This window comes from Streptomyces luteogriseus, from assembly GCF_014205055.1.
In the GTDB taxonomy this organism is placed as follows: domain Bacteria; phylum Actinomycetota; class Actinomycetes; order Streptomycetales; family Streptomycetaceae; genus Streptomyces; species Streptomyces luteogriseus.
This window is the reverse complement of sequence record NZ_JACHMS010000001.1, coordinates 3,240,013-3,258,366: the sequence shown is the minus strand read 5'-3', so window position 1 is coordinate 3,258,366 and position 18,354 is coordinate 3,240,013. Positions and strand designations below refer to the sequence as shown.

At 72.1% G+C, this 18,354-nt stretch carries 16 protein-coding genes; 10 read left to right on the top strand and 6 right to left on the bottom strand.

What is annotated here, in order from left to right:
* Nucleotides 1-88: 88 nt before the first annotated feature.
* Nucleotides 89-943, top strand: a complete 855-nt coding sequence (locus tag BJ965_RS13955; protein WP_184908937.1) for a helix-turn-helix domain-containing protein — start codon at nucleotides 89-91, stop codon at nucleotides 941-943.
* A complete protein-coding gene (locus BJ965_RS13950) occupies nucleotides 924-1,214 on the top strand; it encodes a DUF397 domain-containing protein (RefSeq protein ID WP_184908936.1) in 291 nt (96 codons plus the stop codon). Before BJ965_RS13955 ends, BJ965_RS13950 begins: the two co-directional genes overlap by 20 nt.
* 149 nt (nucleotides 1,215-1,363) lie before the next feature.
* Here BJ965_RS13950 and BJ965_RS13945 read toward each other — a convergent pair whose 3' ends face one another.
* The 3 genes from BJ965_RS13945 to BJ965_RS13935 form a co-directional block, all read right to left on the bottom strand.
* Nucleotides 1,364-2,149, bottom strand: a complete 786-nt coding sequence (locus BJ965_RS13945; protein ID WP_184908935.1) for a sulfite exporter TauE/SafE family protein — start codon at nucleotides 2,147-2,149, stop codon at nucleotides 1,364-1,366.
* A gap of 192 nt (nucleotides 2,150-2,341) precedes the next feature.
* A complete protein-coding gene (locus BJ965_RS13940; RefSeq protein WP_184908934.1) occupies nucleotides 2,342-2,758 on the bottom strand; it encodes an SCO4983 family protein in 417 nt (138 codons plus the stop codon).
* 132 nt (nucleotides 2,759-2,890) lie between these two features.
* Nucleotides 2,891-4,102 (bottom strand): pyridoxal phosphate-dependent aminotransferase, encoded by a 1,212-nt coding sequence (locus tag BJ965_RS13935; protein ID WP_184908933.1) that lies wholly within the window; start codon nucleotides 4,100-4,102, stop codon nucleotides 2,891-2,893.
* A 126-nt stretch (nucleotides 4,103-4,228) separates the two neighbouring features.
* Between BJ965_RS13935 and BJ965_RS13930 the strand changes: the two genes are divergently transcribed.
* Both BJ965_RS13930 and BJ965_RS13925 read left to right on the top strand, forming a co-directional pair.
* Entirely contained in the window at nucleotides 4,229-5,155 is a 927-nt protein-coding gene (locus BJ965_RS13930) for a hypothetical protein (protein WP_184908932.1), read from the top strand.
* A 162-nt stretch (nucleotides 5,156-5,317) separates the two neighbouring features.
* Nucleotides 5,318-6,244, top strand: coding sequence for a S1 family peptidase (locus tag BJ965_RS13925; RefSeq protein WP_184908931.1), 927 nt, complete (start codon nucleotides 5,318-5,320; stop codon nucleotides 6,242-6,244).
* A 21-nt stretch (nucleotides 6,245-6,265) separates the two neighbouring features.
* On the opposite strand, the gene BJ965_RS13920 is transcribed toward BJ965_RS13925, so the two are convergent.
* Both BJ965_RS13920 and BJ965_RS13915 read right to left on the bottom strand, forming a co-directional pair.
* Nucleotides 6,266-7,879 carry an N-acyl-D-amino-acid deacylase family protein gene (locus BJ965_RS13920; protein WP_184908930.1) on the bottom strand — a complete coding sequence of 538 codons (1,614 nt, stop codon included), beginning with the start codon at nucleotides 7,877-7,879 and terminating at the stop codon, nucleotides 6,266-6,268.
* 13 nt (nucleotides 7,880-7,892) lie between these two features.
* Nucleotides 7,893-9,173 carry an amino acid deaminase gene (locus tag BJ965_RS13915; protein WP_184908929.1) on the bottom strand — a complete coding sequence of 427 codons (1,281 nt, stop codon included), beginning with the start codon at nucleotides 9,171-9,173 and terminating at the stop codon, nucleotides 7,893-7,895.
* Between the two features lie 182 nt (nucleotides 9,174-9,355).
* Between BJ965_RS13915 and BJ965_RS13910 the strand changes: the two genes are divergently transcribed.
* The 5 genes from BJ965_RS13910 (at nucleotide 9,356) to BJ965_RS13890 (ending at nucleotide 13,750) form a co-directional block, all read left to right on the top strand.
* Entirely contained in the window at nucleotides 9,356-10,390 is a 1,035-nt protein-coding gene (locus BJ965_RS13910; protein WP_184908928.1) for a sugar kinase, read from the top strand.
* Nucleotides 10,387-11,148 (top strand): IclR family transcriptional regulator, encoded by a 762-nt coding sequence (locus tag BJ965_RS13905; protein ID WP_184908927.1) that lies wholly within the window; start codon nucleotides 10,387-10,389, stop codon nucleotides 11,146-11,148. Before BJ965_RS13910 ends, BJ965_RS13905 begins: the two co-directional genes overlap by 4 nt.
* Complete coding sequence (locus BJ965_RS13900; protein WP_184908926.1) at nucleotides 11,145-11,555, top strand: RidA family protein; 411 nt, start codon at nucleotides 11,145-11,147, stop codon at nucleotides 11,553-11,555. The genes BJ965_RS13905 and BJ965_RS13900 overlap by 4 nt, the downstream gene beginning before the upstream one ends.
* 102 nt (nucleotides 11,556-11,657) lie before the next feature.
* On the top strand, nucleotides 11,658-13,136 hold the full coding sequence (locus tag BJ965_RS13895) for a GntP family permease (protein WP_184908925.1): 1,479 nt from the start codon (nucleotides 11,658-11,660) through the stop codon (nucleotides 13,134-13,136).
* Nucleotides 13,137-13,201: 65 nt separating this feature from the next.
* Complete coding sequence (locus tag BJ965_RS13890; RefSeq protein WP_184908924.1) at nucleotides 13,202-13,750, top strand: hypothetical protein; 549 nt, start codon at nucleotides 13,202-13,204, stop codon at nucleotides 13,748-13,750.
* On the opposite strand, the gene BJ965_RS13885 is transcribed toward BJ965_RS13890, so the two are convergent.
* Nucleotides 13,747-15,099, bottom strand: coding sequence for a M14 family metallopeptidase (locus tag BJ965_RS13885; RefSeq protein WP_184908923.1), 1,353 nt, complete (start codon nucleotides 15,097-15,099; stop codon nucleotides 13,747-13,749). The genes BJ965_RS13890 and BJ965_RS13885 overlap by 4 nt on opposite strands.
* Nucleotides 15,100-15,375: 276 nt before the next feature.
* Between BJ965_RS13885 and BJ965_RS39325 the strand changes: the two genes are divergently transcribed.
* Nucleotides 15,376-18,285, top strand: coding sequence for a LuxR C-terminal-related transcriptional regulator (locus tag BJ965_RS39325; RefSeq protein ID WP_246545895.1), 2,910 nt, complete (start codon nucleotides 15,376-15,378; stop codon nucleotides 18,283-18,285).
* Nucleotides 18,286-18,354 lie beyond the last annotated feature (69 nt).

Below are 18,354 nucleotides of genomic sequence, written 5' to 3'. Positions count from 1 at the left end.
CAGCCCTTCGGTCTCCCGCTCCTGAACTGCGGCTGCGTGGCGCAAGGGCCGGTAGCGGGCGGTAACGGCACACCAAGGACGGTGAACGATGGGTCAGCGCAAGGACATCGACGGTTCGACGGGCGTCCCGACCTTCTACGGCAGCGAGTTGCGCTGGAAACGGGAGGAGGCGGGCCTCACCCTCCAGCAGCTCGTCGAGGGCAGCTTCTACGGCCCGAGCCACCTCAGCGAGATCGAGCGGGGAACGCGCCGGATGCCGGCGGAACTCGCCGAGCACGTGGACAGGGTGCTGGGCACGGACGGCTTCTTCAGGCGGCGTTGCGAGGACGTGCGGCGGGCGAAACGGCGGGGGCACGCGAGCTACTTCGAGCGGGTGCTGGAGGCGGAGCGGCACGCCAAGTCCATCGAGGAGTGGTGTCCGACCTTGATCCCCGGCTTGCTGCAGACGGACGCCTATGCCCGGGCGCTCGTTCGAGCAGCCATGCCGCTGGCTCAGGAGGAGGAGGTAGAGGAGAAGGTCAGCGCCCGACTGGCACGGGCGCGCCTGTTCGAGGACAACCACAAGACGCCCATGTACTGGGCGATCCTCTCCGAGGTGCTGCTGCGGCAACCGGTTCTTCCCCCGGAGCGGACCGCCGAGCAGTTGGAGCACATCGCTGCGCTGGCGCATCGCCGTCGGATCGTTCCCCAGGTTCTTCCGTGGAACTGTGGGCCGCACCCACTCATGATGGGGATGGCCAAGGTCATGACCTTCTTCGATGCCCCACCGTTGGTCTACTTGGAGTCTCAGCACAGCGGGGACACAATCGACGATTCGGCTCTCGTGGAGGAGTACCGCCGGTCGTACGATCTGCTCAGGGCCGCCGCACTGCCACCCGAGGCGTCCCTCGCCCTGATTCAACAAACGGCTGAGGATGTACGAAATGGCAAGCAGCGCGATTGACTTGAGCACTGCCGTCTGGCGCAAGAGCAGCTACAGCAACGGAACGGGCGGCGACTGCGTCGAGGTGGCCGAGGCCTTCCCCGGCGCCGCCCGCTGGCGCAAGAGCACCTACAGCAACGGCGACGGCGGCAACTGCCTCGAAGTCTGCGACGCCCACACCGCCGTCGTGCCCGTCCGTGACTCCAAGGTCCCCCACGGCCCGGTCCTCACCCTCACGGCCCCGGCCTGGACGTCCTTCGTCGCGTCCCTCAAGTCGGCACCTGACGCATGACCCCGGCGGCTCCGCGAAGGCGGAGTTCGTGCCCGTTTGTCACCGGCGTGGGCGGAGGCCCCGCACCAGGCGGATGACGCAGCGCGAAGGCCAGAAGAAAGAGGGGGATCATCACTGCTGCGTAGCCCCGCATGAGCCATGGGACGGGTTCACGTCAGGGCCTGGAGCGCGTACATCCCGCCGACGCTGGTGGCGAGAATGCCGAGCAGGAGCCGCAGCACATTCTCGGGCAGGCGGGGCTGAAGCCGGGCCCCCAGGTAGCCGCCGACCAGACCGCCCACCCCGCAGGACAGCCCCAGCCACCAGTCGGGAGCGACGTCCCCGGAGCTGAGCAGGGACAGGACCGCATACACGGTGGCACCGACGACGGAGGTGGCGAACGTGGCCGCGAGGGCGGCCGGCGCCACCCGGGTCATGGGCAGGCCGCGGGCGGCGAGGACCGGCCCGAGGAGGGATCCGCCGCCGATGCCGTAGATGCCGCCGATCACGCCCACCCCGAGAGCCAGGGCAGTGAGCGCGGCCGGGGACGGTTCCGCCGCGGCGTCCGGCCGGTGGCGGGCCGGGGCGAGGGTACGGACGCACAGCCACAAGCCGAGCGGCAGCAGCAGGATGGCGATCAGGAGCCGGAAGACGCCGGGGCCGGGGAGAGCGAAGACACGGATCGCGGCTCCGAGGACGACGCCGGGCAGGGTGCCGACGACCAGACGCCGGGCCAGGCCGCCGCGCAGAGCGCCGTCGCGGCGGTACCGCCACAGGGCGCCCGGCCCGGCCACCACATTGAACAGGAGATTCGTCGGCGTAATCGCCGGACTCGGCACACCGAAGACGCTCAGGTGGACCGGAAGGAGGAACACCGCCCCGGACACCCCGACCGGCGCGGTCACCACCGCGATCAGCAGTCCCGCGGCCAGTCCCGCCCACACCGTCCACTCCACGCTGCTTCCCACCCTCCCGCCGCTGCCCGGCCAGTATCAGCGGGGCGAGCGCGGCAACGGGGAGTTGGCAACGTGATGTTCACGAGCAGCAGGAGCATCCAGGATGCCCTCGTGGAACGGTTCGTGGCGCCCGGTCCGCGCGTCGCTGCGGGTGCGCGCGGACCGGGGCCGTCAGGGGGAGCCCGGCGGGGCTCAGCGGGACGCGAGTTCGGGCTCCAGGGCCGCCGTGTGGGCGTCCATCCGCTCGGCGGCCAGGATCGCCGCCGCCGTGTCGGCGCGGGAGGCGGCGACGACCAGCGCCCGGCCCGCCAGGGCGTGCGCCCTCCGGTGCAGGGCCGCGGTGCCGCGGTCGCGTCGGCCGCTCGTCGACGCGCGCACAGGGGCGCGCCCGCCGCGCAGTCGGCTCACCTGCTCCGCGAGCCGCCCCGCGGCCGTGTCCAGGTCGGCGGAGGCCTGTGTCGCGCGCAGCTCGTCCGTGACGGCGAGCAGGGCGGCGAGATGGCCCGCGAGCTGGATGTCCAGCTCTTCCTCACGGGAGCGGTGGGGGAAGTCGGGGTTGGGGCCGTCCACCGTGCTGTGGACCGACTTGTCGCGGATCGGTTCGTACATGGGAAGGCCTCCTGTGTGCTTACAGGAAACCATCCTAGCTTAGATCTCGTCTAAAGTTGAGTTGTTCACAAAACAGGACCGCCTGCACACAAAGCGTGAGCAGGCGGTCGAGGGCGAGTCGGGAGTGCGGGGTCAGGGCTGGCTGTAGCCGTCCAGGAAGTGCCCGATCCGCCCTATCGCGTCGGTCAGGTCGCCGACCGTCGGCAGGGTCACCACCCGGAAGTGGTCCGGCTCCGGCCAGTTGAAGCCCGTGCCCTGGACGACCATGATCTTTTCGCGCCGGAGCAGGTCCAGGACCATCCGGCGGTCGTCCTTGATCTTGAAGACCTTGGGGTCGAGGCGCGGGAAGAGGTACAGCGCGCCCTTCGGCTTCACGCAGGACACCCCGGGAATCTGCGTCAGCAGCTCGTACGCCGTGTCCCGCTGCTCGCGCAGCCGCCCGCCCGGCAGCACCAGGTCGTTGATCGTCTGGCGCCCGCTGAGCGCCGCGACGACCCCGTGCTGCCCGGGCATGTTCGCGCACAGGCGCATGTTCGCCAGGATCGTCAGACCCTCGATGTAGGAGTCGGCGTGGGCGCGCGGCCCGGAGATCGACATCCAGCCGACCCGGTATCCGGCCACCCGGTAGGCCTTCGACATGCCGTTGAAGGTGAGGGTGAGCAGGTCGGGGGCGACGGCGGCGGTCGGGGTGTGCACGGCGTCGTCGTAGAGGATCTTGTCGTAGATCTCGTCGGAGCAGACGAGCAGGTTGTGGCGGCGGGCGATGTCGGTCAGGCCCTTGATCATCGCCTCGTCGTAGACGGCCCCGGTCGGGTTGTTGGGGTTGATGATCACGAGCGCCTTGGTGCGGTCGGTGACCTTGCGCTCGATGTCGGCGAGGTCCGGCTTCCAGTCGGCCTGCTCGTCGCAGCGGTAGTGCACGGCGGTGCCGCCGGACAGGGAGACGGCGGCGGTCCACAGCGGGTAGTCGGGCGCGGGGACCAGGACCTCGTCGCCGTCGTCCAGCAGGCCCTGCATCGCCATCACGATCAGCTCGGAGACGCCGTTGCCGATGAAGACGTGCTCGACGTCCGTCTCGATGCCGAGGGTCTGGTTGTGCATCACGACGGCCCGGCGCGCGGCCAGCAGACCCTTGGCGTCTCCGTAGCCGTGTGCCGACGACACGTTGCGGAGGACGTCCTCCAGGATCTCCGGCGGGCACTCGAAACCGAACGCCGCCGGGTTGCCGGTGTTCAGCTTGAGGATGCGGTGCCCTGCTGCTTCCAGGCGCATCGCCTCCTCGAGAACCGGGCCCCGGATCTCGTAACAGACATTGGCGAGCTTGGTCGACTGGATCACCTGCATGTCTGGGAGCTTACGGCCCGGTAACGCGTCCCGGGTCGTGTTTTCCGCCACGTGAGACGCGGCTATTTGGGGCGATATCGCCGCGCGCTGTCCCACCAGCACCTTCGGTCCCTAGAATGCGCCGCCATGTCCAAGCCATTCGAGTACGCCGACGGAGTGACCGGTCGCGAGGCGCAGGGCGCGCCGAACGTGTACCTGCCGCAGGCCGCCGCACCCCCCGTCTACGACGCGTACGCGGATCCGGCGGCGGCGCATGGATGGCAGGACGTGTACGACACGACGGCGTACGACACGACGGACGGCGGCGGTGCCGGGCACCCGGGCGGCGCGGACGGCACAGGCGCCTCCCGCCCCGATGTGCACCCAGCCGACGGTGGGCACCCAGGCGACGGTGCGCACCCCGGCGACGGTGCGTATCCCGCCGGCGGTGCCTATCCCGCCGACGGTGCGCACTCCGTCGACGGCGCGGACGTCACGCGCGCATACCCCGGCGGCGGCCCGCACCCCGCCGGCATGGGCGGCGCCGACGGTGCCGGCGACACCCGTGAGCTGCCCGCGGTGCCGCAGCGAGGCCGGGCCGCCGGTGGGGGGCACCGGGCCCGGCGCAAGCCGGCTCCCCGGCCCGCGCGCCGCGTGGCGGTCGCCGCCGGTGCCGTGGGGGCCGTGTCGGCGGTCGCCCTGATCGCCGGGTTCGCCCTCTCGGGGTCGCCTTCCGGCGGGACGCCGGGCGGCGAGGGAGGCCGCACGGGTCCGACGGCGGGGGAGTCGCCGACGGCGGAGAGTGGGGCATCGAGTCCGGCCAAGGGCTCCGAGGCTCCGCTCGTCGCCGGGCCGGGCGGTTCTGACGAGTCGTCCGGCACCGCGTCCGTGTCGCCCTCCTCCGGGGCGGGCCGGACTCCCTCCGCGTCCGGGACGGACAGTGCGCCGCCCCCGGCCACCGGCCCGACGGGCGGTGCCTCGACGGCCCCCGCCCCCGCTGACACGGCCTTGGCGCCCGGCAGATCCGGGGAGAAGCCCGGACGTGGCCCCGGGGGTACAAAGGGGCCCAAGTGACCGTCCGGTAAGGGCGGTTGAGTAGGGTCGGAACAGGATTCCGCAATTCCGGTTGTGGAACAGGTTCTTGTGCCGCCCCCCTGCGACGATCACAATGCACATGACAACAGTGCGGGCGGCCGGAAGATTTCCGGTCGCCTCCGTCGCAAGAGGGGACCCCCCATGAGAAAACCTCTCGCCGCCGCGTTCTGCGCCCTGGCGATAGCCGGGGCCGGCGCGGCCCCCGCGACCGCTGCCGATGCCGCCCCCACGGGCGTCGGCAAGGCCGCGGACACGGGCGAGCTCACGTCCGCCGTCTCGGGTGTGGCCACGTCCGTGGAGCAGACGCTGTCCGGGCTTCGCGGCCGGCAGGCCAAGGCCTTGAACTTCGCCGGTACCGTCGCGCTCAGCAACTGCTCCGGCTCCGTCGTCCGCATGCCGGACTCCGAGGCCGACGACCCGGCGCTCGTGATGACCAACGGCCACTGCCTGGAGTCCGGGTTCCCCGGCCCCGGCGAGGTCCTCGTCGACAAGGCCTCCAGCCGCAGCTTCACTCTGCTCAACTCCTCCGGCTCGCGCGTCGCCACCCTGCGCGCCGCCAAGCTCGCCTACGGCACGATGACCGACACGGACGTCGCGCTGTACCAGCTCACCACCACGTACGCGCAGATCAAGAGCTCGTACAACATCAACCCGCTGACGCTGAACGACAGTCACCCGGTGGCCGGCACCGCCATCAGCATCCCCTCCGGCTACTGGAAGCGGATCTACAGCTGCACCATCGACGGGTTCGTCCCCACCCTGAAGGAGGGCGACTGGACCTGGAAGGACTCGGTCCGCTACACCTCCGCCTGCAACACCATCGGCGGCACGTCCGGCTCGCCCGTCGTCGACCAGGCCACCAACAAGGTCGTCGCCATCAACAACACCGGCAACGAGGACGGTGAGCGCTGCACGGTGAACAACCCGTGCGAGGTCGACGCGAACGGCAACGTGACCGTCCGCAAGGGCATCAACTACGCCCAGGAGACCTACGGGATCCCGGCCTGCTTCGGGATCGACAACAAGCTCGACCTGAGCGCGAGCGGCTGCACCCTGCCCAAGCCGTAAGGCAGGGTGCCGGCCGGGCGGTCACGCGGGAGGAGTCCTGCGGACCGCCCGGCCCGCCAGTACATCCGTGCGGCGGCCGTCCTCGATCGCGAACCGGCCGTCGACCAGGACGTACGGGATGCCCGTCGGGAGCGTGCGCGGCTCCGCGAAGGTGGAGCCCGCCGCGACCGTCGCCGGGTCGAAGAGCACCAGGTCGGCCTTGTAGCCCTCGCGGACCAGACCCCGGTCGGGCAGCCGGAGCCGCGCGGCCGGGCGCGAGGTGAGGTGCGCGACGCACTCCTCCAGCGACAGCACCCCCAACTCCCTGACGTAGTGCCCGAGATAGTGCGGGAACGTGCCGTAGGCGCGCGGGTGCGGTTTCGCGCCCTGGAGGATGCCGTCCGAGCCGCCGGTGTGCACCCGGTGGCGCATGATCGCCCGGACGTTCTCCTCGTGCCCGACGTGCTGGAGGATCGTCGGGGCCAGCCGGTCGGCCAGCAGCAGTCCGCGTGCGGTCACCCAGGGCCCCTCGCGCCGCCGGTCCGCCGACTCCTGGATCGTCCGGCCGACGAAATCGGCCAGGGCCGGATCGCCCACGCCCGAGATCTCGATCGTGTCCCACTCGACGGGCACCCCGTGGCAGCCGTCCGAGCCGGTGACCTCCAGATGGTGACGGATCCGTTCCGCCGTCTCCTCGTCCGCCAGCCGTCTGAGGGTCTGCTCCGGTCCGCCCTCGCTCGCCCAGCTCGGCAGCACGGCCGCCAGCGTCGTACAGCCCGGGGTGTACGGGTAGGTGTCGAGGCTGATGTCGGACCCGGCCGCGAGCGCCTCGTCCAGCAGGGCCAGCAGCTCCGGGGCCCGGCCCTTGTTCACGCCGAAGTTCATGGTGGCGTGCGCGAGATGGAGGGAGCAGCCCGCCTCCCGGGTCAGCGCGACCATCTCCTCGTACGCCTGAAGGGCCCCGGCGCCGTAGGAGCGGTGGTGCGGGCAGTAGTAGCCGCCGTACGACGCCACCACCCGGCACAGCTCGGTCAGTTCGGCGTCCTTCGCGTACATGCCCGGCGTGTACGTCAGGCCCGAGGACATGCCGACGGCGCCCTGTTCCAGGCCCTCGGCGACCAGCCGGCGCATCCGGTCCAGCTCGGCCGGGGTCGCCTCGCGGTCCTCCCAGCCGACGGCGAGCGCCCGGACCGTGCCCTGCGGGATCAGGTAGGCCGCGTTCACGGCGATCCCGCGGTCCAGCCGGTCCAGGTACTCGCCGACCGTGCGCCAGTCGAAGTCGATGTCGTCACCCGGGCCGTTCCACCCGGCGATCGCCCGCCGCACCTCGCCCAGCGTGCGGTCGTCGACCGGCGCGTACGACAGCCCGTCCTGGCCGATGACCTCCAGCGTGACGCCCTGCGCGGCCTTGGCGCTGTGGTCGGGGTCGCGCAGCAACGCCAGGTCGCTGTGCGCGTGCATGTCGACGAAGCCGGGGGAGAGGACGAGCCCCTCGGCGTCCAGCTCCCGGCGCGCTGTCGGCCGCTGGCAGCCGGCCGCCGCGGCCTCCTTGACGATCGATGTGATCAGGCCGCCGTCGACCACGACATCGGCCCGGTACGCGTCCGCGCCGGAGCCGTCGACGACGTCGGCGTCCCGGATGACCAGCTCTTCCATCGCGCCCGGCCTCCTAGAAGAACGTGCGGACGTAGTCGACGACCGTGCCGTCCGCCTCCGCGACGGGGATCAGCTGCCACTTGTCGAACGAGGTGCACGGGTGGGACAGCCCGAGCCCGACCCAGTCGCCGACCTCCAGGTCCGCCTCCGGCGTGGTGGCGAGCCAGGCGTGCTGGTCGGACAGGGCCGTCACCGACACGCCCGTCGCCGGGCGCTCGGCGCCGTCCCGGCGGATCACCTGGGCGAAGGGCAGGTCGAGGTCGTAGGCAGCGTCCCGCTTGCCGGCGTTGACGAAGGCCTGCTCGGCCGAAGGCCGCGACACCACCTGGGTCCACAGCCGGAACGCCGGCTCCAGGGCGCCCTCATCGGGCACCCGGTTGAACGGGGTCAGCTTGCGGTAGTGGCCGTCGTCGTGCGAGACGTACGCGCCCGAGCGCAGCAACTTCATGACCGGCAGGGACAGTTCGGGGATCTCGGCGAAGACCTCGGCGACCGCGTCGAACCAGGCGCTGCCGCCCGCGCTGACCACGATCTCGTCCAGCCCGGTGAACCGCCCGGCCTTGTCGAAGTCGGCCGCGAGCGCGACCAGCCGCCGCAGCCACGCCGCCACCCGCGCGGTGTCGGCCTTCGGCACCTCGCCCTCGTAACCCGCGACGCCGACCAGCCGCAGCGTCCGCGTCCCCGCCACCGCGTCCGCGATGGCCGCGCACTCGGTCTCCGTACGGACGCCGGTGCGGGCGCCCTCACCGGCCGCGAGCTCGACGACGACGTCCACCGGGCGGGTGGCGTCGGCGTCCCGCAGAGCGGCGTCCATCAGCTCGACGCCGCGCACGGAGTCGACGTAACAGACCAGTTCGAAGTCCGGGTCGGCGTCCAGCTCCGCCGCGATCCAGCGCAGGGCCGCCGCGTCGACCAGCTCGTTCGCCAGGAACACGCGCCGGGTCCCGAACGCCCGCGCCACCCGCACCTGGTGCGGAACGGCCAGCGTGATGCCCCACGCCCCGTGCTCGATCTGCCGCTGGAACAGCTGCGGCGCCATGGAAGTCTTGCCGTGCGGCGCGAAGGCCAGGCCGTGCCGGGCCGCGTACGTCTCCATGAGCTTCAGGTTGTGCTCCAGGCGCTCGGCGGACAGCGCGAGCACGGGCGTGGCGAAGCCGCCGGTGAAGAGGTTGCGGCGCTGGCCGGCCAGCTCGGCGACGGTCAGCCCGTCGGCGTCCGGCGGGAGGCCCTTGAAGCGGTGATCGACGCGCTCGGCGGCGAGCCGGGCGAGGGACTGGGCGATGTCGGCCGTCATGGAGCCTCCCTGATCTGCGGTGTTGCAATCTCTGCAACCTTCATTGCGCATGTCGCTGAACGCTGTCTAACATCTCGGCCACCCCCGGTCAATGAAACCGCCACCGGCCGCACCGACACCCCGGCCGCACCGACACCCCGGCACTCCGCCACCCGACGCCTCGACGAGGAGCTACGAGCATCGTGACCCCCACCGGACCCTGCAACGCCCCCGACGTCGTGGACGTCGTCGCGCTCGGCGAGTCCATGGTCACGTTCCTGCCGTCCCGGCCGGGGCGCCTCGCCGATGTGCCGTCCTTCGCGCGGGGCATCGGCGGGGCCGAGTCGAACGTGGCGTGCGTGCTGGCGGCGGCCGGGCACTCCGCGCGGTGGATCAGCAGGGTGGGGGACGACGCGTTCGGCGATCACCTGGTGGAGACGATCGGCGGGTACGGAGTCGACGTGGCCCACGTCCGGCGCGACCCCGGCCGTCCCACCGGCATCTACTTCCGCACCGCCGGGGACCGGGCCGGCGACGCCCACGAGGTGGCCTACTACCGGACCGGTTCCGCCGCGTCCGCGATGAGCGCGACGGACCCCGACCCCGCGGCGGTGCGCGCCGGGCGCGTGCTGCACCTCTCCGGGATCACCGCCGCGCTGTCCGGGACCTGCCTCGACCTGATGCGCGACCTGACCGCCCGCCGCCCCGGCCGCCCCCTGGTCTCCTTCGACGTCAACCACCGGCCGGGCCTGTGGCGCGACACGGACGCCGCGACGGTGCTGCGCGACCTCGCCCGGGGCGCTGACCTCGTCTTCGTCGGGCAGGACGAGGCGTGGGGGCTGCACAGCGCCGAAGCCGTCCGCGCCGCCCTCCCCGAACCCGAGGTGCTGGTCGTCAAGCAGGGCGCCGCCGGAGCCACCGTCTTCGAGCGCCGGGACGTCACCTTCGTCCCCGCGCCCCGCGTCGACGTCGTCGCCGCCGTCGGTGCCGGAGACGCCTTCGCCGCCGGGTTCCTCTCCGCGACCCTGCGCGGACTGCCCGTGCGGGAGCGGCTGCGGCACGGGCATCTGATGGCCGCCGCCGCGCTCACCGTGCCCGGCGACCTCGCCACACCGCCCGCGCGGGAGCACGCCGACCGGCTCGTCGCCCTGGACGACGCGGCATGGGGGAGACTGCGACTCGGCCCGGGCTGGACCGATGAGACACAGCGGGCCGACGAGGAGGTACGAACGTCATGAGCCAGACCGTCGACCGCGCGCTCAGCATCCTGCCGCTGCTCGCCGAGGGCCCCGCCGACCTGGGGCAGGTCGCCGACCGCCTCGATGTGCACAAGTCCACGGCCCTGCGGCTGCTGCGCACCCTCCACGAGCACGGCCTGGTCTACCGCCAGTCCGACCAGCGCTACCGCCTCGGCGCCCGGCTCTTCGCGCTCGCCCAGGAGGCGATGGAGAACCTCGACGTCCGCGAGATCGCCCACCCCCACCTGGTCCGCCTCAACGAGAGCTGCGGGCACACCGTGCACCTCGCCGTGTACGAGGAGAACGAGGTCCTCTACATCGACAAGGTCGAGAGCCGCTACCCGGTGCGGATGTACTCCCGCATCGGCAAGCCCGTCGCCATCACCGTCGCCGCGGTCGCGAAGCTGCTGCTGGCCGACCTGCCCGAGCACGAGCGGCGGGCGGTCGCGGAGAAGCTCGACTACCCCATGTACACGTCCCGTTCGACACCCAACGCCGGCGCCTTCCTGCGGGAGCTGGAGAAGGTGCGCGAACAGGGCTGGGCCACCGACCTCGGCGGCCACGAGGAGTCCATCAACTGCGTCGCGGCGCCCATCCGCGGCGCCGACGGCCGGGTCGTCGCCGCGATGTCGGTCTCCGCGCCGAACGTCGTCGTCACCGCCGACGAACTCCTCACCCTCCTGCCGCTGGTGCGCCGTACGGCGGACGCCATCAGCGGGGAGTACTCCGGCAGAACACCAGTGAAGGGCACCGTATGACGGACAAGATCGCACTCACCCCCAAAACCCACACCACCCCGCCGGCCAAGTTCTCGCACGGTGTGAGGAAGGGCAACATCCTCCAGGTCGCCGGCCAGGTCGGCTTCCTGCCCGCAGAGGAGGGCAAGGCGCCCACGCCCGCCGGGCCGACCCTGCGCGAGCAGACCCTCCAGACCCTGGCCAACGTCAAGGCCATCCTGGAGGAGGGCGGCGCCTCCTGGGACGACGTGATGATGATCCGCGTCTACCTGACGGACGTCGACCACTTCGCCGAGATGAACGCGATCTACAACGCGTACTTCGAGGAGCAGGGCCTCACCCAGCCGCCCGCCGCGCGCACGACCGTCTACGTCGGACTGCCCGCGGGCCTCCTCATCGAGATCGACGCGCTGGCCGTCCTCGGCTGACCCACCCCCACCCCCGCCTTACCGAGGCGCGGCGCCACCGATGCGCCGCGCCGCGCTCCCCCCTACCCAGAAGCTGCATGCCTTTACGTAGAGGACCCCCGAATGTCCCTTCCGCTCGCCGCGTCCGCCCCTGCCGAGACCCCACCCCACACGGGAGGACTGCTCCTCCTCGTCGACGGCACGGCCGGACTCCTGCTCACCGCCGCGCTCGGCATCGTGCTGCTGCTGTTCCTCATCATCAGGATGAGACTCCAGCCGTTCGTCGCCCTGCTCGCGGTCTCCATAGCCGTCGGCCTCGCCGCCGGCCTGTCGGTCACCGAACTCTTCGGCACCGTCCAGAAGTCGGACGCCGTCTCCACCATCGAGTCCGGCATGGGCGGCATCCTCGGCCATGTCGCGATCATCATCGGCCTGGGCACCATGCTCGGCGCGATCCTCGAAGTCAGCGGCGGCGCCGAGGTACTGGCGAGGCGTCTGCTCGGCCTGTTCGGCGAGAAGCGCGCCCCGCTCGCCATGGGCCTCACGGGCCTGATCTTCGGCATCCCCGTCTTCTTCGACGTCGGCATCTTCGTCCTGGCCCCGATCGTCTACGCCGCCGCCAAGCGCTCCGGCAAGTCGATCCTGCTCTACTGCCTGCCGCTGCTCGCGGGCCTGTCCGTGACACACGCCTTCCTGCCGCCGCACCCCGGCCCGGTCGCCGCGGCCGGTCTCCTGAACGTCGACCTCGGCTGGGTCATCCTCATGGGCATCGTCTGCGGTCTGCCCGCCGTGGTGGCCGCCTGGGGCTACGCGGCGTGGGTCGGCCGCCGCATCTTCGTCCCCGTGCCGCAGGACATGGTCGAGGCGGCCGAGGAGGCCAGGCAGGCCGTCTTCGACGAGCAGCGGGCCGCCGGGGTCGCGCCCAGCGAGCAGCCGGTCTCCCTCGGCACGGTCCTCGGCATCATCGGCACCCCCCTGGTCCTCATCCTCGCGGCGACCTTCTCCTCGATCGCCCTGGACCCCTCCACCCTCCGCTCGGTGATCGAGTTCTTCGGCAGCCCGTTCGTGGCGCTGACGATCGCCCTGTTCCTCGCGTACTACCTGCTGGGCATCCGCCGCGGCTGGTCCCGCAAGTCCCTGGAGACGGTGTCCACCGCGTCCCTCAAGCCGGTCGGCAACATCCTGCTGGTGGTCGGCGCGGGCGGCGTCTTCGGCGCCGTCCTCAAGGCCAGCGGCGTCGCCCAGGCCCTCTCGGACACGTTCAACGACGTGGGCCTGCCGGTGCTGGTCCTCTCCTACCTGATCTCCGTGGTCCTGCGCGTGGCCCAGGGCTCGGCGACGGTGGCGATCGTGACGACGGCGGGCATCGTGGCCCCGCTGCTCTCCGAGGGCGACCACTCCCAGGCCTTCGTCGCCCTGGTCATCATGGCCATCTCGGCCGGCTCCATCTTCGCCTCGCATGTCAACGACGGCGGCTTCTGGATGGTCGCCAAGTACTTCGGCATCAGCGAGCGGGACACCCTCAAGACCTGGACGGTGCTGGAGAGCGTGCTGTCCGTGGCGGGGTTCGCGGTGGCGGCGGTATTGAGCCTGTTCGTGTAGGCGTCTGATAACGAAGTCGGGGTCGACTGTGTGCCGCACAGGTTTCTCGACCATACTGCTCCCCTGTGGAGCAGCGCATAGGTTCGAGCAGCCAGCCCCTGGAGGGCGCCGGATTCGACCCGGCCTTCATCCCCGGGCTCACGTCACCCGCGTCCGCACGGACGGAGGGGGACGGGCCGGAGAAGGAGCCTGAGGTCGCGGACGCCGAGGAGGCCGACGCGGCCGCCGCCGAGCCGGAAGAGGCGGCGGAGGCGGCGAAGGTGCCCCCCTCCGAGCCGGAGGAGGACACCGAGACCGACGGCCCCGTCTTCGAGGCGTCCGACCGCCGCGCCAGGATGGTCGCCGACCACAGAGGCGTACGCCTGTCCCTGGACGACCAGGAATGCGAGTTCCGCTGGGACGAGATCGGCGCGGTGGAGACGGAGACGGCCCGCTTCGGCAAGCGGTACACCGTCACCGTCCACACCCCCGACCGGCGCTGGTACCCGATCGAGATCGAGGCGCCGGCCCGCAGCCACTTCAAGGAGTGGGACGAGCAGCTGGACGCGGTCCTGGACGTCTACTTCGAGACGGAGGCCGAGACCCGGGCAGAGGCAGAGGCGGACGCGGACTAGCCGCAGTACTGGCTCTCCTTGCCGATCGACCGGTACATGCAGTCCGCGTTCTCCAGCAGTTGCAGCACCGCGTCGCGGTTACGGGAGGTCTCCCGCTCGATCACCTCGTCGGGCGGGTAGAATCCCCCGCCGCCGGACCGCGGATACATCTCGAAGGTGTACGCGAAGATCTTGTGCGTGCCCCAGAGGTAGTCGTCGATCGACCCGTCGGTGATGTACAGGTCGCTGGACTGCTCCGCCGTGTACCCGTTGCTCGCGGCCATCTTCCGCCCGACCGCCTTGAACGCCGCGTTGTCGTCCGCGGTCATCCCGGTCCCCGTGTCGGAGTACGTGTAGCCGAACGGCCACAGCACCAGCTCGCTGTACGTGTGGAAGTCGACACCGGCCTTGATCTGCTGCGTGCCCCCGACGACCCGGCTGCGCACGAAGTCGGAGACGACCTTCACCTCGGGCGCCGACTCCGCCGACGGACCCCGGTACGTCTCGGACGAGGTGGAGCCCGAGGAGCCGCCGCAGCAGCCCCAGCGGTGGCTCCAGTTGCGGTTGAGGTCCGTACCGACGTACGACGAACCGGAGTTGGGCTGCCGGTTCTTGCGCCAGGAGCGGTACGAGCCGGTGGCGATGTCGTACTCGCCGCCGTCCGGGTTGATGTCCGGGACGATCCAGATCTCGCGGTTGTTCACCATGCTCGTGACGCGTGAGTCGGAGCCGTAGTCGGAGGTCAGCTCGCGCAGCAGGTAGAGCGCCATCTCGACGGTCAGGTGCTCGCGGGCGTGCTGGTGGTGCGTGAACAGCACCTCCGGCTCGGACTCGTCGGTGCCCACGTTGTCACTGATCTTGACGGCGACGATGTTCCGGCCCTGGTACGACGTGCCGATCACGCGCTGGCTCGCGATGGACGGGTTGGCCGAGACGATCGAGTTGATCTCGCTCGTCATCTCCGCGTAGTTGTGGTACTTCGAGTCGCCCGAGGGGAAGTCGAAGAGCCGGACGTCGTCGTCGCCGGCGGAGCGGTCGGGCACCGCGCCGAGCCGGGTGACCTCGTAGCCCAGCGTGCGCAGCTTCCTGATCTGGTCCGCGCGGCCGGAGACCACGACACCGTGACCGTGGACCTCGTCCACGGTCACGCCCGTGCGCTGAAGTGCCGTGCGGTCCTCGGCCGTCGAGTGCAGATGGATCTCGTACTGCCGGACGTCGTCGGCCGAGGGGGCCGCGGTGCGGGCGCTGTCGGCGGTGGCGTCGCTCGTCGTCGCGGACAGGGGCGCCGCGAGGGCGAGGGCGAGGAGGCCGGCGAGGGCGGCGGTGCGTCTGCCGGTGCGGGCACCGGAGCCTCGTATGCGAAGTCGCATGAAATCTCCTTGTGGGAGGTGGGGTTGTTCCGTGCGACGTACGTGGTGCGGGTGGCGCACATCGTTCTGCTGATGGCATGAGCAGGTCAAGACTGAAAAGTGGCCGCGCAGTGTACGCGCGCAGTGCCGCGCCCGAGGTGTCCCGCCGGAAGTGCACCCCCAGGGGTGGCCCCGGCGTGCATATATGTACGCCGCGGGGGAGGGTGAGTGTCCGCGCAAGGGGAGCCGGAGTGTCCGGAGCCCCGGACCCCCACCCCTTCAGAGGACTGGCTGATCATGGGCGGATCAGCGCCACGACGGGACCACCACCTGCCGGCCGAGACGACCAGTTTCGTCGACCGGCGTGGCGAACTGACCCAGGGCCGCGAACTGCTGGCCCGCGCACGGCTGGTGACGCTGACCGGACCGGGCGGCGTCGGCAAGACCCGGCTCGCCGCACGCATCGCGGCCCGGGTGCAGCGGGCCTTCCCGGACGGCGTGCGCTTCGTGCACCTGTCCGGACTGCACGACCCGGCCCTCGTCCCGCTCGCCGCCGCCGACGCGCTGGGCCTCCAGGACCGCTCCGCCCAGCCGGCCCTGGACGCCCTCGTCGAACAGGTACGTGACCGGCGGCTGCTCCTCGTCGTCGACAACTGCGAGCACCTGGCGGCCGCGTGCGCCCGGCTCGCCGCGGCCCTGCTGCACGGCACCGAGGGCGTCCGGATCCTCGCCACCAGCCGCCACCGGCTCGGCCTCACCGAGGAGCACCTGCTGGAGGTACGGCCGCTGCCGGTGCCCGACCCTCACGCCGACCTGTCCGCCGCCGCCGGCTACCCGGCCCTCACCCTCTTCGCGGACCGGGCCGCCGCCGTCGTCCCCGGCTTCCGCCTCACCCCCGCCAACCGCGCCTCCGTCGCCCGCCTGTGCCACCGCCTGGACGGTCTGCCCCTCGCCATCGAACTCGCCGCCGTCCGCATGCGCGTCCTCGACGTCGACCAGCTCTTGGACCGCCTCGACGACCGCTACCGCTTCCTCACCACCGGCAGCCCCGCGGCCCTGCCCCGCCACCAGACCCTGCGGGCGGCGGTCGCCTGGAGCCACGACCTGTGCACGCTTCCCGAGCAGACGGTGTGGGCCCGGCTGTCGGTCCTGGCGGGCGGCTTCGACCTGGAGACGGCGGAGGCGGTGTGCGCGGACACCACCCCGGAGACCACCGCCCGGCCTCCGGAAGGCGGCGGCGACCTCCCGCCCGCGGCGCCCTTGCCCACGCTGCCGGCCCGGCCCAGCGAGGGCTCCGGCGCGGACGCCCGGGGCGGGGGTGGTTCCGGTGGGGGTGCTTGGCCGACGGGTGGGTCCGGCGCGGACGCCCGGGGCGGGGGTGGTTCCGGTGCGGGCACTTGGCCGACAGGTGGGTCCGGTGCGGGCGGCTGGTTCGGGGACGGGGCCGATGCGGGGGGCTGGCCGGCGGACGGGTCCGGTGTGTGTGTCCGGCCGACGGGTGGGTCCGGCGTGCACATCCGGCCGACGGGTGGGTCCGGCGTAGGCCTCCGTGTCGGCGACGGTTCCGGTGCAAGCGGCGAGCCCCCCGACGGCCGCCCCGGCACGCGCGTCCGGCCAATCGGCGGCCCCGGTGCACAGCCCGTCGACGGCCCCGACGCACGCACCCAGCCCGCCGACAACCCCAGCGCACGCTTCCAGCCCGCCGACAACCCCGGCGCACGCCTCCACTCCGCGGCAGAGCACACCGGGTCCCCCCTCACCCTGCTCTCACCCCCGGGCCCACGCACCGACGACGTCCTGGAAGCCGTCGCCGGGCTCGTGGACAAGTCCGTGCTCTGCCGGGAGCCCGGCCCCGGCGGGGTGCGGTACCGGCTGCTCGACACCCTGCGGCAGTACGGGTTGGAGCAGTTGAGGCGGATCGCAGGGGAGGAGGAGGCCGCCCGGCGGCGGCAGCGCGACTGGATGCTGCGGCGGGCCGAGGCGTGCGAACGCGGCTGGTTCGGGCCCGGGCAGCCGGAGACCGTCGCCCGGCTGCGCGCCGACCGGGACAACCTGCGCGCCGCCCTGGACTTCAGTCTCTCCACCCCCGGCGAGGCCCTGGCGGGACTGCGTCTCGCCGGCACGCTCTGGTTCTACTGGCACGCCTGCGGAGCCTCCCGGGAAGGCCTGTACTGGCTCGACCGGGCCCTGGCCGCCGCCCCCGAACCGACCCGGGAACGGGCCCGCGGCCTGTGGGTCGCCGGGCTGCTGGCCGCCGCCACCCGGGACTTCCCCCGGGGCCACCGCCACGCCGCAGAGGCCCTGGCCCTCGCCCGTGCCCTCGGCGACGCCGCCGAGGCCGCGCACGCCGAGTACGTCATCGGCGTCATCCGGCTGTTCGGCGACGACCTGCCCGGAGCGCTCCGGCACTTCGAGACCACCGTCGCCCGCGGCCCCGTGCCCGGCCGGCACCTCAGCCTCGTCGGCCTCGACCAGGTCGAACTCGCCTGCGCGCTGGCCTTCCTGGGCGAGGCCGAGCGGGCCGTCGAGGTCTGCGAACAGGCCCTCGGACTGTGCGAGCGGCACGGCGAGAAATGGGTCCGGTCCTATGTGCTGCGCATCCTCGCCCTCGCACACTCCGTACGCGGCGACTGGCCCCGGGCCGAACGGCACGGCCGCGAGGCCCTGCGGCTGAAACTCGCCGTCCACGACGTCATCGGCATCGCCCTCACCCTCGACCTGCTCGCGTCGATCGCGGCCGAACGCGGTGCCCACGAGCACGCCGCCCTGCTGCTGGGCGGCGCCGACCGCGCCTGGGCCGACATCGACACCGGCCGCTGGGGCTCCCACACCCTCAATTCCGCACGCCGGGCCAGCGAGGAGCGGTCGGCCTCGGCCCTCGGACGCGACGCGTTCGAGCGGGCCCACCGGCGGGGCCACGCGCTCGGCCTCGCGGAACTGGTCGGCCACGCCTGCCAGGAGCCGGGCCGCCCGCACCCCGCGGAGGCCACCGCCGTTCCGCCGCCGCACGACGGCACCTCGGTCCGGCTGACCCGCCGCGAGACCGAGGTCGCCCGGCTCGTCGCCGAAGGGCTCGCCAACCAGCAGATCGCGGACCGCCTGGTGATCGCCCGCCGCACCGCCGAAGGCCATGTGGAACGCATCCTCAGCAAGCTCGGCTTCCGCAACCGCAGCCAGATCGCGGCCTGGATGACCGCACAGCGCTGACCCGCCCGCGCCCGCACTCCCACCGCCAACCCCACCGTCACCGCCACCCACACCCACCCGAGGGGATCA

Excerpts from the sequence above, each read along its gene's own strand:
- BJ965_RS13955 (WP_184908937.1), top strand. The coding sequence starts at position 89 with ATGGGTCAGCGCAAGGACATCGACGGTTCGACGGGCGTCCCGACCTTC.
- BJ965_RS39325 (WP_246545895.1), top strand. The coding sequence starts at position 15,376 with ATGGGCGGATCAGCGCCACGACGGGACCACCACCTGCCGGCCGAGACG.
- BJ965_RS13900 (WP_184908926.1), top strand. The coding sequence starts at position 11,145 with ATGACGGACAAGATCGCACTCACCCCCAAAACCCACACCACCCCGCCG.
- BJ965_RS13885 (WP_184908923.1), bottom strand. The coding sequence starts at position 15,099 with ATGCGACTTCGCATACGAGGCTCCGGTGCCCGCACCGGCAGACGCACC.
- BJ965_RS13895 (WP_184908925.1), top strand. The coding sequence starts at position 11,658 with ATGTCCCTTCCGCTCGCCGCGTCCGCCCCTGCCGAGACCCCACCCCAC.
- BJ965_RS13950 (WP_184908936.1), top strand. The coding sequence starts at position 924 with ATGGCAAGCAGCGCGATTGACTTGAGCACTGCCGTCTGGCGCAAGAGC.
- BJ965_RS13925 (WP_184908931.1), top strand. The coding sequence starts at position 5,318 with ATGAGAAAACCTCTCGCCGCCGCGTTCTGCGCCCTGGCGATAGCCGGG.
- BJ965_RS13930 (WP_184908932.1), top strand. The coding sequence starts at position 4,229 with ATGTCCAAGCCATTCGAGTACGCCGACGGAGTGACCGGTCGCGAGGCG.
- BJ965_RS13940 (WP_184908934.1), bottom strand. The coding sequence starts at position 2,758 with ATGTACGAACCGATCCGCGACAAGTCGGTCCACAGCACGGTGGACGGC.
- BJ965_RS13920 (WP_184908930.1), bottom strand. The coding sequence starts at position 7,879 with ATGGAAGAGCTGGTCATCCGGGACGCCGACGTCGTCGACGGCTCCGGC.
- BJ965_RS13915 (WP_184908929.1), bottom strand. The coding sequence starts at position 9,173 with ATGACGGCCGACATCGCCCAGTCCCTCGCCCGGCTCGCCGCCGAGCGC.
- BJ965_RS13935 (WP_184908933.1), bottom strand. The coding sequence starts at position 4,102 with ATGCAGGTGATCCAGTCGACCAAGCTCGCCAATGTCTGTTACGAGATC.
- BJ965_RS13905 (WP_184908927.1), top strand. The coding sequence starts at position 10,387 with ATGAGCCAGACCGTCGACCGCGCGCTCAGCATCCTGCCGCTGCTCGCC.